This is a genomic window from Stenotrophomonas sp. YJH_SMC_53, from assembly GCF_059369995.1.
Genome location: NZ_JCAFTF010000011.1, coordinates 25573 through 42444, shown reverse-complemented (window position 1 = coordinate 42444; position 16872 = coordinate 25573). Strand labels below are relative to the sequence as shown.

Annotated in this window: 16 protein-coding genes; 4 read left to right on the top strand and 12 right to left on the bottom strand. The window is 68.7% G+C overall.

The window, feature by feature from the left end; translation table 11 throughout:
- Nucleotides 1-55 precede the first annotated feature (55 nt).
- Entirely contained in the window at nucleotides 56-481 is a 426-nt protein-coding gene (locus AC5P7X_RS16490) for a hypothetical protein (protein WP_014035526.1), read from the bottom strand.
- Nucleotides 482-513: 32 nt separating this feature from the next.
- On the bottom strand, nucleotides 514-981 hold the full coding sequence (locus AC5P7X_RS16485; protein ID WP_005407593.1) for a YiiD C-terminal domain-containing protein: 468 nt from the start codon (nucleotides 979-981) through the stop codon (nucleotides 514-516).
- 35 nt (nucleotides 982-1016) lie between these two features.
- On the opposite strand from AC5P7X_RS16485, the gene AC5P7X_RS16480 reads away from it, so the two are divergent.
- From AC5P7X_RS16480 to AC5P7X_RS16470, 3 genes are all read left to right on the top strand, one after another.
- Entirely contained in the window at nucleotides 1017-1826 is an 810-nt protein-coding gene (locus AC5P7X_RS16480) for a uroporphyrinogen-III synthase (RefSeq protein ID WP_171958025.1), read from the top strand.
- 105 nt (nucleotides 1827-1931) lie between these two features.
- Nucleotides 1932-2909 (top strand): uroporphyrinogen-III C-methyltransferase, encoded by a 978-nt coding sequence (locus AC5P7X_RS16475; RefSeq protein WP_053497792.1) that lies wholly within the window; start codon nucleotides 1932-1934, stop codon nucleotides 2907-2909.
- A 6-nt stretch (nucleotides 2910-2915) separates the two neighbouring features.
- A complete protein-coding gene (locus AC5P7X_RS16470; protein WP_495215159.1) occupies nucleotides 2916-4211 on the top strand; it encodes a heme biosynthesis HemY N-terminal domain-containing protein in 1296 nt (431 codons plus the stop codon).
- 108 nt (nucleotides 4212-4319) lie between these two features.
- Here the strand turns inward: AC5P7X_RS16470 and AC5P7X_RS16465 are convergent, their stop codons facing one another.
- Entirely contained in the window at nucleotides 4320-5615 is a 1296-nt protein-coding gene (locus AC5P7X_RS16465) for an acetyl-CoA C-acetyltransferase (protein ID WP_005420942.1), read from the bottom strand.
- A 93-nt stretch (nucleotides 5616-5708) separates the two neighbouring features.
- On the opposite strand from AC5P7X_RS16465, the gene AC5P7X_RS16460 reads away from it, so the two are divergent.
- Complete coding sequence (locus AC5P7X_RS16460) at nucleotides 5709-6596, top strand: hypothetical protein (RefSeq protein ID WP_065178704.1); 888 nt, start codon at nucleotides 5709-5711, stop codon at nucleotides 6594-6596.
- Nucleotides 6597-6733: 137 nt separating this feature from the next.
- On the opposite strand, the gene AC5P7X_RS16455 is transcribed toward AC5P7X_RS16460, so the two are convergent.
- The 9 genes from AC5P7X_RS16455 to amt form a co-directional block, all read right to left on the bottom strand.
- Nucleotides 6734-7360: a superoxide dismutase family protein gene (locus AC5P7X_RS16455; RefSeq protein WP_053497798.1), complete on the bottom strand. Its 627-nt coding sequence runs from the start codon at nucleotides 7358-7360 to the stop codon at nucleotides 6734-6736.
- A 32-nt stretch (nucleotides 7361-7392) separates the two neighbouring features.
- Nucleotides 7393-7962, bottom strand: a complete 570-nt coding sequence (locus AC5P7X_RS16450; RefSeq protein ID WP_495215158.1) for a superoxide dismutase family protein — start codon at nucleotides 7960-7962, stop codon at nucleotides 7393-7395.
- Between the two features lie 93 nt (nucleotides 7963-8055).
- Nucleotides 8056-9504, bottom strand: a complete 1449-nt coding sequence (ntrC, locus tag AC5P7X_RS16445) for a nitrogen regulation protein NR(I) (RefSeq protein ID WP_495215156.1) — start codon at nucleotides 9502-9504, stop codon at nucleotides 8056-8058.
- Complete coding sequence (locus AC5P7X_RS16440; protein ID WP_053497820.1) at nucleotides 9497-10558, bottom strand: two-component system sensor histidine kinase NtrB; 1062 nt, start codon at nucleotides 10556-10558, stop codon at nucleotides 9497-9499. Before AC5P7X_RS16440 ends, ntrC begins: the two co-directional genes overlap by 8 nt.
- Nucleotides 10559-10730: 172 nt before the next feature.
- Entirely contained in the window at nucleotides 10731-12776 is a 2046-nt protein-coding gene (locus AC5P7X_RS16435) for a TonB-dependent receptor (RefSeq protein WP_495215155.1), read from the bottom strand.
- 105 nt (nucleotides 12777-12881) lie between these two features.
- The gene (locus AC5P7X_RS16430; protein ID WP_053497806.1) at nucleotides 12882-13196 is read right to left on the bottom strand and encodes a hypothetical protein; all 315 of its coding nucleotides are present in this window, start codon (nucleotides 13194-13196) and stop codon (nucleotides 12882-12884) included.
- Between the two features lie 107 nt (nucleotides 13197-13303).
- Nucleotides 13304-14470: a murein transglycosylase A gene (gene mltA / locus AC5P7X_RS16425; RefSeq protein ID WP_372485012.1), complete on the bottom strand. Its 1167-nt coding sequence runs from the start codon at nucleotides 14468-14470 to the stop codon at nucleotides 13304-13306.
- 67 nt (nucleotides 14471-14537) lie between these two features.
- Entirely contained in the window at nucleotides 14538-15284 is a 747-nt protein-coding gene (locus tag AC5P7X_RS16420) for an N-acetylmuramoyl-L-alanine amidase (protein WP_253135092.1), read from the bottom strand.
- A 143-nt stretch (nucleotides 15285-15427) separates the two neighbouring features.
- A complete protein-coding gene (amt, locus tag AC5P7X_RS16415; protein ID WP_095378437.1) occupies nucleotides 15428-16858 on the bottom strand; it encodes an ammonium transporter in 1431 nt (476 codons plus the stop codon).
- Between the last annotated feature and the right edge of the window lie 14 nt (nucleotides 16859-16872).

The following is a 16872-nucleotide window of genomic DNA, read 5'->3' as shown; positions in this document are numbered from 1 at the left end:
AGGTCACGGGTCGATTAAGCGGGCGCCGATTGTCGCACAAGCCGGACGCGGCCCGTCACTGCCCCTTCCACAGGTCCGGCAGGCCGGCGGTCTGCCACCAGCGCTTGGCCTCCGGATCCCAGCGCCAGCGCTCGACCACGACCACGGTGCGCTCGGCCTGGGTGTTCTGGTTGATCACCCCGATTTCGACCCGGCGCTCGACCAGGCCACCGTCCAGCGAGGCGCTGCTGCGCTCGCGATAGGACGACACGCGCAGCTGCGCATAACGGTTGAGCTCGAACTCGGTGGGCGGCTTTTCCTTGCGCAGCTTGGGGTCGAGGTAGCCGATGGCATCGTCCATGCTGCCCCAGCGGATGGTCGCCCCGTAGGCGATCTGGGTCTCTTCCAGCAGCTTGCGCTGCTTGCGGCTGAGGTCGTCGGCCGAGGCCACGGCGCTGGCCAGCAGCAGGGAACAGATCAGGAACTGGATGAGGCGGCGCATCAGTGGTTTCCCCGGAACGTCAGCCTGCCATCCTACCCTTTGGCGAAGGCAACGAAGCGACCGCTGAATTCGGCGGCCGGCTTGCCATCGGCACCGGGCTGGGTGGCGATGATGCTGATGCGGGCCTTGCGGCGCTGCCGGAAGGTGTTCAGGAAGGCATCCCAGCCGGTGGCCTCGGCCGCTTCGGCGTGGGCGTGCAGGTCTTCATAGACAGGCGCCAGGTAGCGCAGGTTGCTGTCGGCCACATAGACCTCGGCATCGTGCCCGGCCAAGCGCAGGCGCAGGCTGACCAGCGCCCAGCCGGACAGGGTCAGCACCGAGGCCAGGCTGCCGCCGAAGGCGTTGCCCTTGTCATTGACGTTGGCCGCCAGCGGCGCGGTGATGCGCAGCACGCCATCGGCGTAGCCGTCGAGCTGGATCTGCATGGCGCGGACCGCCGGCATGCAGTCCAGCACGTCCTGCAGGGCGGCCAACGAGGAAGTCAGGGCATCAACGGACATCGGAGCAGCGACCACGACAACGAAGGGCCCGCATAATGCAGGCAATGGTCGACCATACGATACCCACTGGCGCCACCCGTTCCGGCCCACGCTGGACCCTGATCTCGCTGCGCCCGCGGGGCCAGAACGTGGCGCTGCGCCGCGCCGTTGCCGGGCTGGGCGGGAATGTCCTGGCCCTGGCGCCCTGGCGCCTGCAGCGCCTGCATGGCACGGCTGTGGTGCGCCAGCTGCAACGCGCGCTGAACTGCGACCGGGTGGTGTTCACCAGCCCGGCCGCCGTTGCCGCAGCCGCGTCCCTGCTGCCGCTGGCCGACGTGCAGTGCAGCCCGTGGCTGACCGTGGGCGAAGGCACTGCGCGCGCATTGCAGGCACACGGCATCACCGAGGTGCACGCGCCGCAGCGGATGGACAGCGAGGGGCTGCTGGCGCTGCCGGTGCTGGCCGACGTACAGGGCCTGCGCATCGGCCTGGTGACCGCCCCCGGCGGGCGTGGCCTGATTGCCGCGCAGCTGCAGGCGGCGGGCGCCACGATCGAACGTGCCGATGTCTACCAGCGTCGCCTGCTGCGACTGCCCCCGCGAACGCTGGCGCGATTGGCGCATTCAGCACAGCCGTGGGTGCTGGCCGTGAGCAGTGGCGAAGCCCTGCAGCATTTCTGGCAACAGCTTCCGCCGGCCGGGCAGCAGCGCCTGCGGGCGTCTGCCCGCGTGGTGGTTGCCAGTGACCGCCTCGGCGAACAGGCGCAGGCGCTCGGCCTGCAGCGCATCACACGCAGCACCGGCCCCACCGCTGCGCAGCTGGTGGCCGCTGCACACGCCACGCTCACCGTCCCGGCAGCGACCTGAACAGGGACGTGGATCACGCTTGCCGCTGCCGTCGGCAACGGTGATGCTGTGCACAACGCAGCCTGCCGGCACCCCGACCGGCGCCGTTGCCGACAAGGAAGCCCGATGAACGATACGCCGCCCGCACCCCCACCCCGTCGACCCGTGCGCTGGCTGCTGCCGCTGGCCGCCGTGGTCGTGCTCGGCGCGGGCGGTTATGCCGGCTGGTACGTCTGGCAGCAGCAACAGCGCGAACAGGAAGCGCAGGCACAGACCACGGCCGTACAGCTGAAGGGCCTGGAGGCCACGCTGGATGCGCTGCGCCGTGACCAGCGTGCGACCAGCCAGCGCCTGCAGGACGCGGCGACCACCAACCGCGTGCTGCGCGACGAGATGCTGGGACTCTCGCAGCGCAGCGCTTTGCTGGAAGAGAACCTGGCCAAGCTGGCCGACAGCGCCAACCAGGGCCGCCAGGCGGTGCAGCGCGACGAGGCCGAGCTGCTGTTGACCCAGGCTGCGCAGCGTCTGAACTACGCCGACGACGTGGACGGCGCACGCCGCCTGTATGCACAGGCCGCCACCGCGCTGGCCGATCTGCCCGACGCCGACGGCCTGAACCTGCGCCAGGCGCTGGTGCAGGAGCGCGAGGCACTGGATGCGCTCGGCAGTGGCCCGCGCGTGCAGTCGCTGCAGCGTCTGGATGCTGTGGCCCGGGCGTTGCAGGGCCTGCCCTCGCAGATCACCGGCACGACCGGCAGCAGCACCGCCAAGCCGTGGTGGCAGGCCACGCTGGCACCGTTCGTGGACATCACCCCGAGCCGCCAGAACGGCCCACTGACTGCCGCCGAACAGCGCAACGCCGACGATGCCCTGCAGCTGGAACTGACGTTGGCGCGTGCCGCGATCGAGCGCGGCGACCGCCCGGGCCGAAACACCGCATTGGACCGCGTGGAGCACTGGGCACAGCGGCGCTGGCCGGATTCACCGGCCCTGCGCGCACAACGTGCTGAACTGAAGGCCCTGCGCGAACTTCCGCTGCAGGCCAGCGACGCTGTTCTTGGCAGCACCCTGCAACAACTGCGCACCCAGACCGACCGGAGGTAAGCCCGCATGAAACCCCTGCAATCCCTGGTCGTGCTGTTGCTGGCCGTGGCCATCGGCGTGGTCGCCGCGCAATGGCTCGGCGCCGATGACCTGAACCGCTTCGGCGAAGTGACCCTGCGCTACGGCGGCTACGACTATCACAGCAACCTGCCGAAGGTAGCGCTGCTGGCAGTGATCACGGTGCTGGTGCTGTGGCTGCTGTGGAGCCTGATCGCTGCACCGTTCCGTGCCTGGGGCCGCTATCGCCGCAAGCAGGGCCGGGTGCGCCTGATCGACGGCCTGCAGGCCTACGAGCATGGCCAGTGGCAGCGTGCGGAGAAGCTGCTGGACGGTGCCGCCAGGGACCCGGAAGTGAGCGCGGTGGCACTGGCCACTGCCGTGCGTAGCGCGCAGGCACGGGCCGACGGCCCCGCCGGAGACGCGCTGCTGCAGCGCCTGGGTGAAAGTGACGCCACCCTGCAGGCACTGCTGCGCGCCGAACAGCTGCTGGCGCGCGATCTGCCGGTCGATGCGATCAACGCGCTGGACGTAGCGGCGATCCAGCCGCTGCCACCACGCGGCCTGTGGCTGCGTACCGAAGCGCTGGCACAGGCCGGCCGCGCCCACGAAGCGTATGGCCAGCTGGGTGCGCTGCGCCAGAGCAAGGTGCTGCCGGCCGACGCGAACAGCGAACTGGAGGCACGCCTGGCCGCACAGGCGCTGCTGGAAGCGGCCGACGTCAACGCGCTGGCCGCACAGTGGGAGGCCACCCCGAAGGCGCTGCGCCCCACCCCGGACGTGGTGGGCGCCTATGCCACCCGTGCGGTGGCGCTGGACTGGGATGAGCCGGCGCTGCTGGCGCTGGAACAGGCACTGGACCAGCGTTGGAATGACGATCTGGTGGCGCTGTATGGCCGCCTGCCCGCCGAGCGCCTGGCCACCCGCCAGGCCAATCTGGCACGCTGGCGCAACGTGCACGATGACTCGGCCGCCCTGCGCCTGGCACAGGGCCGCGTGGCCCTGGGCCAGCAGCAATGGGAGGCCGCCGATGCGTTCCTGCACGAGGCCATTGCCGCTGGCGCCGGTGCACCGGCGTGGGAAGCGCTGGGTGAAGTGTTCGCGCAACGTGGCGAACACGCGCTGGCCGCGCAGTGCCTGGCCAATGCGCTGCGCCTGCAGCGCGGCGAGGACAGCGTGGAACTGGTGCGTGGTACCGAGACGCCGCTGCGCGCCACGGTGGAGGAGCAGCCCATCGTTGCACAGCCGCCGGTTTATGACGCCAACGAAGAGCGCGACGAGTTCGGTAATCCGAGGTTGCCGTGAAGCGTGCCGACCAACGGTCGGCACCCACCGATGCAAAAAAGAACGCCGCCCATTGGGCGGCGTTTTCGTACCAGCACTGCCGGCCAGCGGCCGGTACTACCGTGATGCTCAGCGCTCGACGATCGCCACCACGCCCATGCCGCCAGCGGTGCAGATCGACACCAGTGCGCGGCCACCGCCGCGTTCGGCCAGCTGCTTGGCTGCCGTGGCGATCACGCGTGCGCCGGTAGCGGCGAACGGGTGGCCGGTGGCCAGCGACGAGCCCAGCAGGTTGATCTTGTCCGGGTCGATGCGGCCCAGCGGCGCGTCCAGGCCCAGGCGGTTGCGGCAGTAGTCCTCGCTCTCCCACGCACGCAGGGTGCACAACACCTGCGCGGCAAAGGCTTCGTGGATCTCGTAGATGTCGAAGTCCTGCAGGGTCAGGCCGTTGCGCTTGAGCATCTCCGGCACCGCGATGGTCGGTGCCATCAGCAGGCCTTCGCCGTGCACGAAGTCCACCGCGGCCACGTGCGCGTCACGCAGGTAAGCCTGGGGTTCATGGCCATGCGCGCGTGCCCACTCTTCGCTGGCCAGCAGCACTGCAGCGGCACCGTCGGTCAGCGGGGTGGAGTTGGCGGCGGTGAGCGTGCCACGCCCGGAAACCTTGTCGAACGCCGGCTTCAGCGTGGCCAGCTTTTCCAGCGAGGTGTCCGGGCGCAGGATGTTGTCGCGCTCGACGCCACGGAACGGTGCGATCAGGTCGTTGAAGAAGCCACGCTCGTAGGCGGCGGCCAGCTTCTTGTGCGACGACACCGCCCACTCATCCTGCGAGTCGCGCGAGATGTTCCACTCCTTCGCCATGTCCTCGCAGTGGTCGCCCATGCTCTTGCCGGTGCGCGGCTCGGCCACGCCCGGGAACTCGGGCTTGAGCTCGGAGAACTTGAAGCCGGCGGTGAGCGCACGGATCTTGTCGCCGGTGCTCTTGGCGCGGTTGGCCGCCAGCAGGCGTGCACGCAGTTTCTTGCCGTAGACGATCGGCACGTCGGAGGTGGTGTCCGAACCACCGCCGATGCCCGATTCGATCTGGCCCAGCGCGATCTTGTTGGCCACGGTGATGATGCTGTCCAGCGAGGTACCGCAGGCACGCTGCAGGGTGATGCCCGGGGTCAGCGGCGACAGGCCGGACGACAGCGTGGCTTCGCGGCCCAGGTTCCAGTCGCTGGAGTGCTTGATCACTGCACCCATTGCCACTTCACCCAGCTGCTGGCCATGCAGGCCGAACCGTTCGACCAGCGCACCCAGCGTACGGACCGACATGCCGAGGTTGCCGACATCCGAATACGCGGTGTTCTGGCGGCAGAACGGAATGCGGACGCCACCGAGGATGGCGACGGGACGAGCGTTGGGCATGGAGATACCTGGCATGGATGAGGGTGTCTGCAACATGGCCTGCACGACGGAGCAGGCATAATGGAGCCAAGTGTAGCTGCCGCCCTGTGATGGGCCAACCGTGGAACCATGAGCAAACCCGACCCCGCGATGAATGCCCTTGGCGTGCTGGCCCTGGAACTGGCCGGCGGCGAAATCCCCCGCCAGGCGGTGCTCAGCGCTGAACAGGCCGGTGAACTGGCCGAACGCGTCGGCCGTGACCTGGCCAAGCTGGTGCCACAGGTGGCCGAGCTGGACCTGGTGTTCGCCGCCGCGCATTTCGACCCGGCCGAAGTGCTGCGTCCGGGCTGGCCGATCCATCGCCGCCTGGAAGAACTGCAGATGCGTGCCCCGGGCCGCAACCAGGGCCCGCGCCTGCTGGCCTTCGGTACCGATGCCGAAGGTGACGTGCCACTGCCGTTCCAGGCCGATGCCACGCTGGTGGGCGGTGGCCTGCGCGTGGTGCCGTTCCTGCTGACCGGCAGCGACGTGGCCACCACCAGTGCGGTCGCCGATGCGCTGGAAGAAACCTTGCTGGCCAACGGCATGGCGCACGCCGACACCGCGCTGATGGCGCAGAACACCTTCGGTGCCCGCATCGAGCACGCGCGCTATTTCACCGTGAACGACCTGGCCGCGATGATGTCGATGCAGTACGACAACCAGGGCCTGGCCGCACTGTGGCCGCTGATCGAGACCGCGATCATGGCGCCGGGCGAGGACGAGTGGCTCAATGCCGCGCCCGAGCCGCTGCTGCGCTATACGCATGGCGAAGCACGCATGGCGCTGTTCGACCCGGCCGGTTGGTGCGCGCACTACAGCCACAGCAAGAACGACTGCGATCGCCTGAAGGGCATCTACGAGCAGTTCCTGATGCGTCAGCGACAGATGGCCGCGGTGCTGGAAGCACATGGCGTGCCGGTACTGTTCGTGCACTGCGAGGCCGGCCAGGACGCGCGCGAACTGCTGGCGCGCTGACAGGAAGCGGCCGCCGCGTGTTGTAGCGCCGAGCCCATGCTCGGCTCAGGCCGCCGGAAGAGCAGCCGAGCGTGGGCTCGGCTCTACAGAAAGCGATGCAAAGAAAAACGCCGGCTTGTGCCGGCGTTCTTTGTTTCTTACGGGGCCTTCTGGATCACCGCACAGGCCAGGCGCGCGCCGGCATTGCCGGTCGGCTGGGTCTTGTAGTCGTCCGCATCGGCGTGGACGATCAGGCCGCGGCCGATGATGTCGAAGTCATCACCCTTGCCGATGTTGACGTTGCTCGACACCGGGCCGTCGATGGTGGCCACGCCCTTGTCGTCGGCCTTGATGTTGGGCATGTCGCCGCCGTGGTGCGGATCGGTGGCGACGTTGCCGTGATCCTGCTTGCCCGGGTTGAAGTGGCCGCCGGCGCTCATGCCGTCCGGCGCGCTGCAGTCGCCCTTCTCGTGGATGTGGAAGCCATGTTCGCTGCCCGGCTTCAGGCCGGTGATCTGGCCGGTCACGTGGACCTTGCCATCAACCACCTTGAAGGTGACGCTGCCCTTGGTCTCGTTGCCCTGGGTCGGTGCCAGTTCGGCCGTTGCCGAAGCATCGCCCGTCGGTGCCGCCGCCGGTGCCGGGGCTGCAGCCGGCTCGGTGGTGGCGCCGTCGGCCGGCGCGGCCGGCGGGGTTTCAGTCTGCGGCGCGGCGGGCTGCTGGTTGCAGGCCGCCAGGCCCAGCGCGGCGATGGCCGCAAACAGCGAAGTGTGGATCAGACGCATTGGAATCTCTCCCTCGATGATGCCTGCAGTGATCAGCGGACGACCCGGATCACGCCACAGGCGATGCGGACGCCGGCATTGCCGGCGGGCTGGCTGCGATAGTCGTCGGCGTTGGCATGCACGACCAGTGCGCGTCCGGCGATATCGGTGGCGGCGCCTCCGCCAAGGGTAACCCCCTTGAGGTGGATATCGACGTTGGCGCGGCCCTGGGCATCGGCACGCAGATTGTCCATGTCGCCCAGGTGGTGCTTGCCGGTGCCGGCGCGGCCATGCGCAGCACCACCGGGATTGAAGTGATTGCCGGCACTGCTGGCATCCACCGCACTGCAGTCGCCGCGCTCATGGATGTGGAAGCCGGCCTGCTGCATCGGCTGCAGGCCACCGACCAGGCCAGTGATGTGGATGCCACCGGGCTCCACCATCAGCGCGATGCGGCCACTGACAATGCTGGCCGAGGCCGGTGCGAGATTGGCCTCGCCCTGCTTCGCAGCACTGACCACGGTCGGCGGTGGCGGCGTGGGTTCGGCCTTCTTCGGCGCACTGCCACAGGCACACAGCAGCACGGCGGCGGACAACGGCAGGATGGCAAAGGGCAGACGCATCGAAGACTCCTTGCAGGTGACACTAAGCATTGCATCGTCCATGAACGATCAACGGTTCGGCAAGCCGGTGCGAGGATCGCGTGCAGGGACCGTTCAATGGCCCCCGCGACGGCGCCCGGCGCCCAGCTTGCGGGTAAGGGTATTGCGGCCGAGGCCGAGACGGGCAGCGGCTTCGGCGCGGCGGCCGTGGGTGATCTGCAGCGCGGCCTCCAGCAGGGCATGGTCGACCCGCTCGCGCACCTGCGCGTGCAGCCCTTCCACGCCTTCGGCCAGCTGACGGCGCGCCCATTCGGCCAGCAGCGCTTCCCACTGCCCCGGATCGGCTGCGCTGGTACTGCTGCGGCGCCCGCGCGCGCGGTTCAGCGCGGTATCGACATCGGCCACGCCGATGGTGTCGGCGGCGGCCAGCGCGGCCATCCGCCAGCACACGTTTTCCAGCTCGCGCACATTGCCCGGCCAGTCGTGCTCGCGCAGCGCCTGCAGGGCCGCGGCGGTCAGGCGCTTCGGCGGCGTATCCAGCTTGCGTGCGGCGGCAGCCAGGAAGGTGCTGGCCAATTGCGCGATGTCCTCGCGGCGCTCGCGCAGTGGCGGCAGCTGCAGGCGCACCACGTCCAGGCGGTGCAGCAGATCTGCGCGGAACTTCCCGTGCGCGACCAGTCCCTCCAGATCCTGGTGGGTGGCGGCCACCACGCGCACGTCGACGCGGATCAGCTCGCGGCCACCGACGCGGAAGAACTCACCCTGCGCCAGCACACGCAGCAGGCGGGTCTGCAGCGGCAACGGCATGTCGCCGATCTCATCCAGGAACAGCGTGCCACCGTTGGCCTGCTCGAAGCGGCCGATGTGGCGGCGCTGCGCACCGGTGAAGGCACCGGCCTCGTGGCCGAACAACTCGCTTTCCAGCAGCTCGGACGGGATTGCAGCGGTATTGAGCGCGACGAACGGAGCCAGCGCGCGCGGTGATTCGCGATGCAGCGCATTGGCCACCAGCTCCTTGCCGGTGCCGGTCTCGCCGGTGATCAGCACCGCCAGCGGTGCCTGCGCCAGGCGACCAATGGCGCGGAACAGCGCGCGCATCGGCGGCGTATCACCCACCAGTTGCGGCGGCTGGTCGCTATGCGCTTCCGCCGCAGGTGTGGGTGCCGCGAGTGCCGGTGCAACGGCCGGCAACACCCGCTGCGCCAGTGCCACCGCATCGTCCAGATCGAACGGCTTGGACAGGAATTCATGCGCGCCACCGCGGAACGCACCGGCCGTGCTGGCGACATCGGTATAGGCCGACATCACCACCACCGGCAGCTGCGGCAGCGCGGCCTTGAGCTTGTCCAACAGCACCAGGCCATCGTCGCCAGGCATGCGCACATCGGTGAACAGCAGCGCCGGCGGCGCGCCTTCGCCCAGGGCCTGCAGGGCAGCCGCAGCGCTGTCGAAATCGACAACCTGGTAGCCCGCCTCGCGCAGCGCGGTGCACAGCACGAAGCGCACGGCACGATCGTCATCGACCACCCAGATGCGCTGCGGGGACGAAGAAGACTCAGACATCGCGCGGGGCCTCCTCGGCCGGGGCGGCGCCACTGACGATCGGCAGCAGCAGAGTGAACACGGTATGGCCCGGGCGCGAGCGGTAGGTCAGCGTGCCGCGGTGCTCGCGCGCCACCTGCTGGGCCAGCGCCAGGCCCAGGCCAGTGCCTTCGGCGCGGCCACTGACCAGCGGCAGGAACAGGTGTTCGGCCAGTTCCTCCGGCACGCCACGGCCGTCGTCGGCGATCTCCAGGCGCAACGCCAGCGTGTGCAGCTGCTCGGCGATGCGCACGCCATGCTCCACGCGGGTGCGCAGGGTGATGTTGCCGGCGCCGGCCTGGATCGCGTTGCGCACCAGGTTCCACACCGCCTGGGTGAGGCGGTCGGCGTCGCCGTGGAATTCGGGAATGCTGGGGTCGTAGTCGCGCTGCAGGCGCACCGCCCAGCCGGCCTCGTTCTCGGCCAGGCGCAGCACGCGCTCGAGCGCGGCATGGATGTTCAGTTCCGCATGCGGCGCAGCCGGGGCCGGCGACAACAGCTGGTCAAGCAGGCCGTTGAGGCGCTCGATCTCCGAGCCGATCAGCTCGATCAGCTCGCGTTCGCTGGCCTCGCGCTGGGCCGCGCGGCGGGCCAGCAGCTGGGCCGCACCCTTCAACCCGGCCAGCGGGTTGCGCAGCTCGTGGGCCAAGCCCTTCAGCGCCGCGCTGAGCGCGCTGGGCAGGGCCTGGGTCGGGTCCAGCCCGGGGAATTCATCGACCGGATGCGCCTCCAGCAGCCAGCCACCATCGTCGCGGCGGCTCATCCAGCCCTCGGCGAAGCGCGGCGCTTCGCCGGGCACCGCCAGCGCCAGCCGGTTCAGGCGCAGGCTGTCGCGCTCATCGCGGGCCAGGAAGTGGGCCAGAGCTTCGCCCTGCACTTCCAGTGCGGCCAGTGGCTGGCCCAGCAGGCGGCGCCCGCTGACGCCCAGCCAGCGCCCGAAGGCCGGGTTGCAGCCGATGATGCGGCCATCGGCCCCGGCCCAGGCCAGCGGCGTGCCCAGGGCGTCAAGAGTCGGCGGCGGTGCGGGGTCGGACATTGCACCAATGTAGTGCAAAACGCGAGGTTCGGGGTCAGAGCCCTTTCCAGGCGGAAAGGGATCTGACCCCATGCGCTGCGGGGTCCGGGGTCGGATCCCTTTCCGCCTGGAAAGGGCTCTGACCCCCTGCCGCAGGTCGAGCAAGCTCGACCACGACCCCATGCGTGGCCGGTTACAGCTTCATGTTGAGGCCGACGAACACGCTGCGGCCCGGTGCCGGCGAGAACATCGGGCGGGCGCTGTCCCAGAAGAAGCTGTCGTACCAGGCGTAGGCGTACTCGCGGCCGGTCACGTTCTTCAGCTGCAGGTCCACGCTGAAACGCGGGGTGAGCTGATAGGCAGCACTGAGGTCGAGCACGGCGAAACCACCGAACTTGCCGGCCACGTTACGCTCTTCCAGGTAGTAATCGCCCTGTGCACGTGCCTGCAGGCCCAACCGCAGCGCATCACAGGCGCGGTAATCCACGCCCAGGTTGCTGATATGGCGCGGGGTGGCGGCCACTTCGCGGCCCTGCAGTGAAATGCTGGCATCGCGGTCGTCGCGGGTGATCTTCGCTTCCTGGTAGGCGTGCGACGCCCACACCGTCCAGTCTTCGCCCAGCTGCAGGCTCAGCTGCGCATCCACGCCGCGCCGGCGGGTCTTGCCCAGGGTGACCGTGGTGCCGGTGGCTGGCATGTTGGACACCTCGTTTTCCGCATCCTGCTGCCACACCGCCAGGCGTGCCTGGCTTCCCGCGAACGGCTGGAACTTCAGGCCCAGCTCCATGCCGGTGTTGGTGGACGGCTGCAAGGGCGCCTGCCCCGGGGTGAGGTAGGCCGGTGCGGTGGAGCCGGTCAGCACCTGGAAGGTGCGGCCCCAGTTCGCGTAGACGTGGGTGGCCTGGCCCAGGCTGTGGATGATGCTCAGCTTGGGCTGGCCGATGCTGCCGTAGTCCTGCAGGCGGCCGGTGACGCCGTTCGTCAGGTGGGTGCGGCCACTGAAACGGTCGACGCGGTAGGCCGGCACGATCTTCCAGGCCTCGACCGGCTGGTAGATGGCCTGTACGTAGGCACCCCAGTTGTCGAAGCTGTGGCGATCGTTGTTCTGCACCCGCGCCGGGGGCTGGCCGAAATCAGTGGGTTCGGCGTAGGCGTAGCGCTCGCGGAGGTAGCCGTTGTCCTGCTGCTCGTAGTTCAGGCCACCCTCGACGGTAAGCGTGGGGCTGGCCTGCCAGGTCAGCGTACTGAGCAGGCCATGCTGCCGCTCGTCCCACACGCGGCGCTGGCGCGGCAGGTTGCCGGTGGGCAGGTCGCTGAAGGTCACGCGGCGGTCGTCTTCATAGCGGTTGTAGTACAGCCGCGTGCCGAAGGTGAGCGCGTCGGACAGCTTCAGGTCAAGGTGCACGGCGATCTGGCGCATGTCGCGGTCATCGCCATCGTTGCCGTTGCGCAGCTCGCTGCCACGGCGATGCGTGCGCAGTTCCTCGGCGGTCATGAAGCCGGGTTCGTCGGCTTCGTGGTGGTACGCACGCGCGGTCAGTCCCACGCGCAGGCCGTCGTCCAGCGAGCCGTAGAACCACTTGCCGCCCAGCGAATATTTCTTCGAGGTGTCGTGGTCGCGGTAGCCGTCGCTGGCCTGGGTGCCGACGAAATAGTTCTGGGCGAAGCCATTGGCTTCACGGCCGACTGCCAGCTGCGCATCGCGGGTGTTGTAGCTGCCGTAGGCCAGGCGCGCGTCGGTGTAGCTGCCACCCTGGCGCGTACCGAAGTTCACGTTGCCGCCGATGTTGTGCAGGCCATAGCGCGGATCGTTGGTACCGCGCACTACTTCGATGTAGCTGATGTCGAGCGGGAACAGCATGTCGATGAAGCGCTGGTTGCCGCTGTTGACGTTGCTGGGGATGCCATCGATCAGCGTCTTGATGGCATTGAGGTAGCCCTCACCGTTGAAGGCGCGGAAGCTGATCTTGCCCGATTCAGCACCCTGCCGGGTTTCGGTGAGCTGGATGCCGGGCATCTGCCCGAGCAGTTCCCAGCTGTGCGAGACGTTGCGGTTTTCAATCTGGTCTGCACCCAGGACGTCCACCGAGGTCAGCACCTGGTGCGCACTGAGCTGGCCTTCGCCGTGCTGATGTACCTGCACCTTGCCGAGGGTGAGCGCGGCGTCGGCAGACTGTGCGAGTGCTTCAGGGGCGAACGGTGCGGCCGCGAGGGCGGCCACCAGGGTGGGAGTCTTCATGGGAAAGGGACGGTTGCGATGAAATGTAATCATATAACATTTCATGTGCCCGCTTTTGCAGCGTCGAGCAAGGCTCGGCGCTAAAAGGGCGGGTGCCGGAAGGGACTACACCGGGTAGCCGGTGGCTTCCCGTGCCTTCTTCCAGGCGGCTTCGAATTCACGCGCGGAGATTTCGTCGTCCTCGTCGAAATCCAGGAACGACACCGGCTGGTCGGCCAGCAGGAAGCGGTCGTCGCTGTGGGCATGCTCGTCGGCCCAGACCATCCTGGTGCCGTAGATTTCCACCTGCCGCACGATCTTCTCGCCGCGCGCCTCCATCAGCACGTTGCCCTTGCCCAGGCCCGATTCGGCCCAGTGCTTGTAGTACTTCTTTGCGGCGGATTTCGCGCCGGATTTTGCGTTGTGCTTTGCGTAGGTCATTGCAGGAGCCCTGGCCGCAGGCGCGGCCGGAAAGTACGGAATGGCGCCATTATCAGGCATCCGGGGTCAGAGCCCTTTCCTTTGGAAGGGATCCGACCCCTGCTGGTTCAGTTCGGCAGGGGCACGCCCTTCGGCCACAGCATCCAGATGTTGCCCTTCTGCTTCATGTCGCCGGCCAGCTTGCCGGCGGCGTCGCCGCTGCCCCAGTACAGGTCGGCGCGCACTTCACCGGCGATGGCGCCGCCGGTGTCCTGCGCGGCCACCGGGCGCACCACCGGGCTGCCGTCCGGGCGCGTGGTGGACAGCCACAGCAGGCTGCCCAGCGGCACCACGGTGCGGTCCACTGCCACGCTGTAACCGGCGGTGAGCGGCACATTCAGTGAACCGCGCGGGCCTTCCGGGCTGTCCGGGGTGCGCACGAAGAACACGTAGCTGGGATTGCTGCGCAGCAGTTCCGGCACGCGCGCAGGGTTGGCCCGTGCCCAGGCGCGGATGGCGTCCATGGTGACGTCTTCCTTCTTCAGCTGGCCCTGGTCCACCAGCCAACGGCCGATCGCACGGTAGGGGTGGCCGTTCTGTTCCGCGTAGGCCAGCCGAATCTGCGTGCCGTCGCCCAGGCGCACCCGGCCCGAGCCCTGGATCTGCAGCAGCTGCAGGTCCATCGGGTCGGTCAGCCAGGCCAGCACCGGCGCCTTGGCGCCCTTGGCCGCGATGGTGCCGGCGTCGTCATAGGGCTTGAGTACTTTGCCTTCGACGCGCCCGCGCAGGCGCTTGCCCTTCAGTTCCGGGTAGAGGCTCTCCAGCTGCACCACCACCAGATCATCCGGCGTGCCGTACACCGGCACCGTGGCCTTATCGGTACGGGTAAGACTGCCGGGGTAGATCGGCTCGTAGTAGCCGGTAATCAGCCCGTCGGCCTGATGGCCACCGGCACGCAGCGCGTAGGCATCGAGATCGCGCTGCAGGAACTGGCGGATCGCGGCCGGGTCCTTGTCTGACACCGCGGCGGCGGTGGCGCAGGGTTTGGCCCAGACAGCGTCGTTCTTCAGGCGGGCGCAGCTGCTGCGCCAAGCCACGAAGCCGGCCTGCAGATCAGCATCGGAGACTGCGGGCAGGGCTTTCCAGTCGACCTTGGCGTAGGTGGCCGCCGGCGGCGAGGTCGGCGTGGGCGCTTCGGAGCCTGCGCGCGGAGCGGTGGTGGAACAGCCTGCGAGCACCACCGCTGCCAACAGGGTCCAGTGCGTGCGCTTGAAGAAGGTAGCGGAATCGATCATGCCGCCATGGTGGAGTGCCGGCCGCTGGGCGGCAACCCAGCGCGGGGTCAAGCGTTCATGCGCGGGGTCACGGCATCTGCAGCAGCAACGAATGCAGGATGCGGGCGTCCTCGGCATCCAGCGTCTTCGGCAGGTCGTCGCGGCCACGGAACCGGCGGTGGAAGGCGGCGACGGTGGCTTCGCGGTTGTCGAGCGGATAACCGAAGCGGGCCAGCGCATTCCACGCGTCGAATCCTTCCGGTGCCGCGCCGTCGGCCGCGCGCGGCCACACGCCGAAGCCGGCCTCGGCCAGCTGCTGCCATGGGAAGAAGCGGTTCGGATCCTGCTTGCGCGTCGGCGCCAGGTCGGCATGGCCGATCACCTGGCGCGGCGGGATGTTCAGGCGCGTGGTGAGGTCGCGCAGCAGCACGATCAGCGATTCGATCTGTGCCGCACTGAACGGGCTGCGGCCATCGTTGTCGAGCTCGATGCCGATCGAAGCCGAGTTGAGATCAGTGATGGTGCCCCAGCGCCCGGCGCCGGCATGCCAGGCACGGCGCTCATCGGCGACGAGCTGGTAGCGATGGCCATCGGCGCCGATCAGGTAGTGTGCACTGACCGGTCCACCGCTGTTGGCGGTACGCAGCGTATGCAGGCTCTGCTGCACCGACTTCTGCTCGGTGTGGTGGATGACGATGATGACCGGCGTGCGCGCGTTCTGGTTAGGTGACGGCACCCAGGTCGCGAGCGGGTTGCGGGTTTCCTGCGGCGTGGAGGCGCAGGCGGCCACCAGCAGGCAGGCCGAGAGCATCAGGGACGTGCGGATCGGGTGCATGGCCCGATTGTGCGCGATCAGGCGCGATGATGCATGCCGCCGTGCCGACCAACGGTCGGCACCCACCAGAGCAGGAGCAGTGCCAGGCAAGCCTGGCACCGACCAAACGCAAAAGGCGGCCCCGCAGGGCCGCCCGTCATGCATCAGGCCTCGTAGGCAGACTCGCCGTGCGAAGTCACATCCAGGCCGGTGCGTTCGGCCTCTTCGGTCACGCGCAGGCCGACCACGACCTTGACCACCAGCAGGATGACCGCGGTCATCACCGCCGACCACGCCACGGTCAGGCCGACGCTGACCACCTGCACCCACACCTGATGGGCGATATCCAGATCGGCCTTGGTACCGCCCAGCGACTGTGCACTGAACACGCCGGTGAGAATCGCGCCGACGATGCCGCCGACACCATGCACACCGAACACGTCGGCCGTGTCGTCCACTTTGAGCAGGCGCTTGAGGCCGGTCACGCCCCACACGCAGACCACGCCGGCGACGAAGCCGATCACGATCGCGCCGAGCGGGCCGACCGTGCCGCAGGCCGGGGTGATGCCGACCAGGCCGGCCACCGCACCCGAGGCCGCGCCCAGTGCCGACGGCTTGCCCTTGCCGATCGCTTCCACCAGCGTCCAGCCGAGCACCGCGGCAGCGGTGGCCAGCACGGTGTTGAGGAAGGCCAGCGAGGCCACCGTATCGGCGGCGGCGGCGGAACCAGCATTGAAGCCGAACCAGCCCACCCACAGCAGCATGGCGCCGATGTAGGTAAACGGTACGTTGTGCGGCTTCAGCGCGGTCTGGCCGTAGCCCAGGCGCTTGCCGACGAACCACGCGCCGACCAGGCCGGCCACGCCCGCGTTGATGTGGACCACGGTGCCACCGGCGAAGTCGATCGCGCCCAGTTCACCCAGGTAACCGCCACCCCAGACGATGTGCGCCATCGGGATGTAGCTGAGGGTGAACCACAGTGCCGAGAACAGCAGTACCGCACGGAACTTGATGCGCTCGGCAAAGGCACCGACGATCAGCGCGGTGGTGATGCCGGCGAAGGTCGACTGGAAGGCGACGAACAGGTAGTCCGGCAGGCCCTTGATCGGCGTGTTGCCCACCGAGTCGGGCGTGAAGCCCTTGAGGAAGGCGAATTCGGTGAACGAACCGAAGAATGGATTGCCCGCGCTGAACACCGCGCTGTAGCCGTAGGCCACCCACAGCAGCAGCACCAGCGAGAACACCACCAGGATCTGGCTGAGCACCGACAGCACATTCTTCGAACGCACCAGCCCGCCGTAGAACAGGGCCAGGCCCGGCACGACCATCAGCAGCACCAGCAACGTGGAGGTGAGCATCCAGGCGACGTCGCCACGATCATAGGCGGCGGCCGCTTCGGCCACGGCCGGCGCAGCGGCGGTGGCGGCCGGATCGTGCAGCGGCTCGACCGCCACGGTTTCGCTCGGCAGCGGCGACACCTGTGCCTGGGCATGGGCGCTGCCCGGCCACGCACCGGCGGCCAGCGCGCTGAGCAGCATCAACAGGCACACCAGGTGGAACCGGGCTTGCCACCCGGTGAGAAGGCGCATCTTCATTGGGGGAGTCTCCG

What these genes read in the sequence shown, in the direction of transcription:
- AC5P7X_RS16450 (WP_495215158.1), bottom strand. Translation starts at nt 7,962, where the DNA reads ATGCGTCTGCCCTTTGCCATCCTGCCGTTGTCCGCCGCCGTGCTGCTG.
- amt (WP_095378437.1), bottom strand. Translation starts at nt 16,858, where the DNA reads ATGAAGATGCGCCTTCTCACCGGGTGGCAAGCCCGGTTCCACCTGGTG.
- AC5P7X_RS16420 (WP_253135092.1), bottom strand. Translation starts at nt 15,284, where the DNA reads ATGCACCCGATCCGCACGTCCCTGATGCTCTCGGCCTGCCTGCTGGTG.
- AC5P7X_RS16430 (WP_053497806.1), bottom strand. Translation starts at nt 13,196, where the DNA reads ATGACCTACGCAAAGCACAACGCAAAATCCGGCGCGAAATCCGCCGCA.
- ntrC (WP_495215156.1), bottom strand. Translation starts at nt 9,504, where the DNA reads ATGTCTGAGTCTTCTTCGTCCCCGCAGCGCATCTGGGTGGTCGATGAC.
- AC5P7X_RS16475 (WP_053497792.1), top strand. Translation starts at nt 1,932, where the DNA reads ATGAACGATACGCCGCCCGCACCCCCACCCCGTCGACCCGTGCGCTGG.
- AC5P7X_RS16465 (WP_005420942.1), bottom strand. Translation starts at nt 5,615, where the DNA reads ATGCCAGGTATCTCCATGCCCAACGCTCGTCCCGTCGCCATCCTCGGT.
- AC5P7X_RS16480 (WP_171958025.1), top strand. Translation starts at nt 1,017, where the DNA reads ATGCAGGCAATGGTCGACCATACGATACCCACTGGCGCCACCCGTTCC.
- AC5P7X_RS16460 (WP_065178704.1), top strand. Translation starts at nt 5,709, where the DNA reads ATGAGCAAACCCGACCCCGCGATGAATGCCCTTGGCGTGCTGGCCCTG.
- AC5P7X_RS16485 (WP_005407593.1), bottom strand. Translation starts at nt 981, where the DNA reads ATGTCCGTTGATGCCCTGACTTCCTCGTTGGCCGCCCTGCAGGACGTG.
- AC5P7X_RS16470 (WP_495215159.1), top strand. Translation starts at nt 2,916, where the DNA reads ATGAAACCCCTGCAATCCCTGGTCGTGCTGTTGCTGGCCGTGGCCATC.
- AC5P7X_RS16440 (WP_053497820.1), bottom strand. Translation starts at nt 10,558, where the DNA reads ATGTCCGACCCCGCACCGCCGCCGACTCTTGACGCCCTGGGCACGCCG.
- AC5P7X_RS16455 (WP_053497798.1), bottom strand. Translation starts at nt 7,360, where the DNA reads ATGCGTCTGATCCACACTTCGCTGTTTGCGGCCATCGCCGCGCTGGGC.
- mltA (WP_372485012.1), bottom strand. Translation starts at nt 14,470, where the DNA reads ATGATCGATTCCGCTACCTTCTTCAAGCGCACGCACTGGACCCTGTTG.
- AC5P7X_RS16490 (WP_014035526.1), bottom strand. Translation starts at nt 481, where the DNA reads ATGCGCCGCCTCATCCAGTTCCTGATCTGTTCCCTGCTGCTGGCCAGC.
- AC5P7X_RS16435 (WP_495215155.1), bottom strand. Translation starts at nt 12,776, where the DNA reads ATGAAGACTCCCACCCTGGTGGCCGCCCTCGCGGCCGCACCGTTCGCC.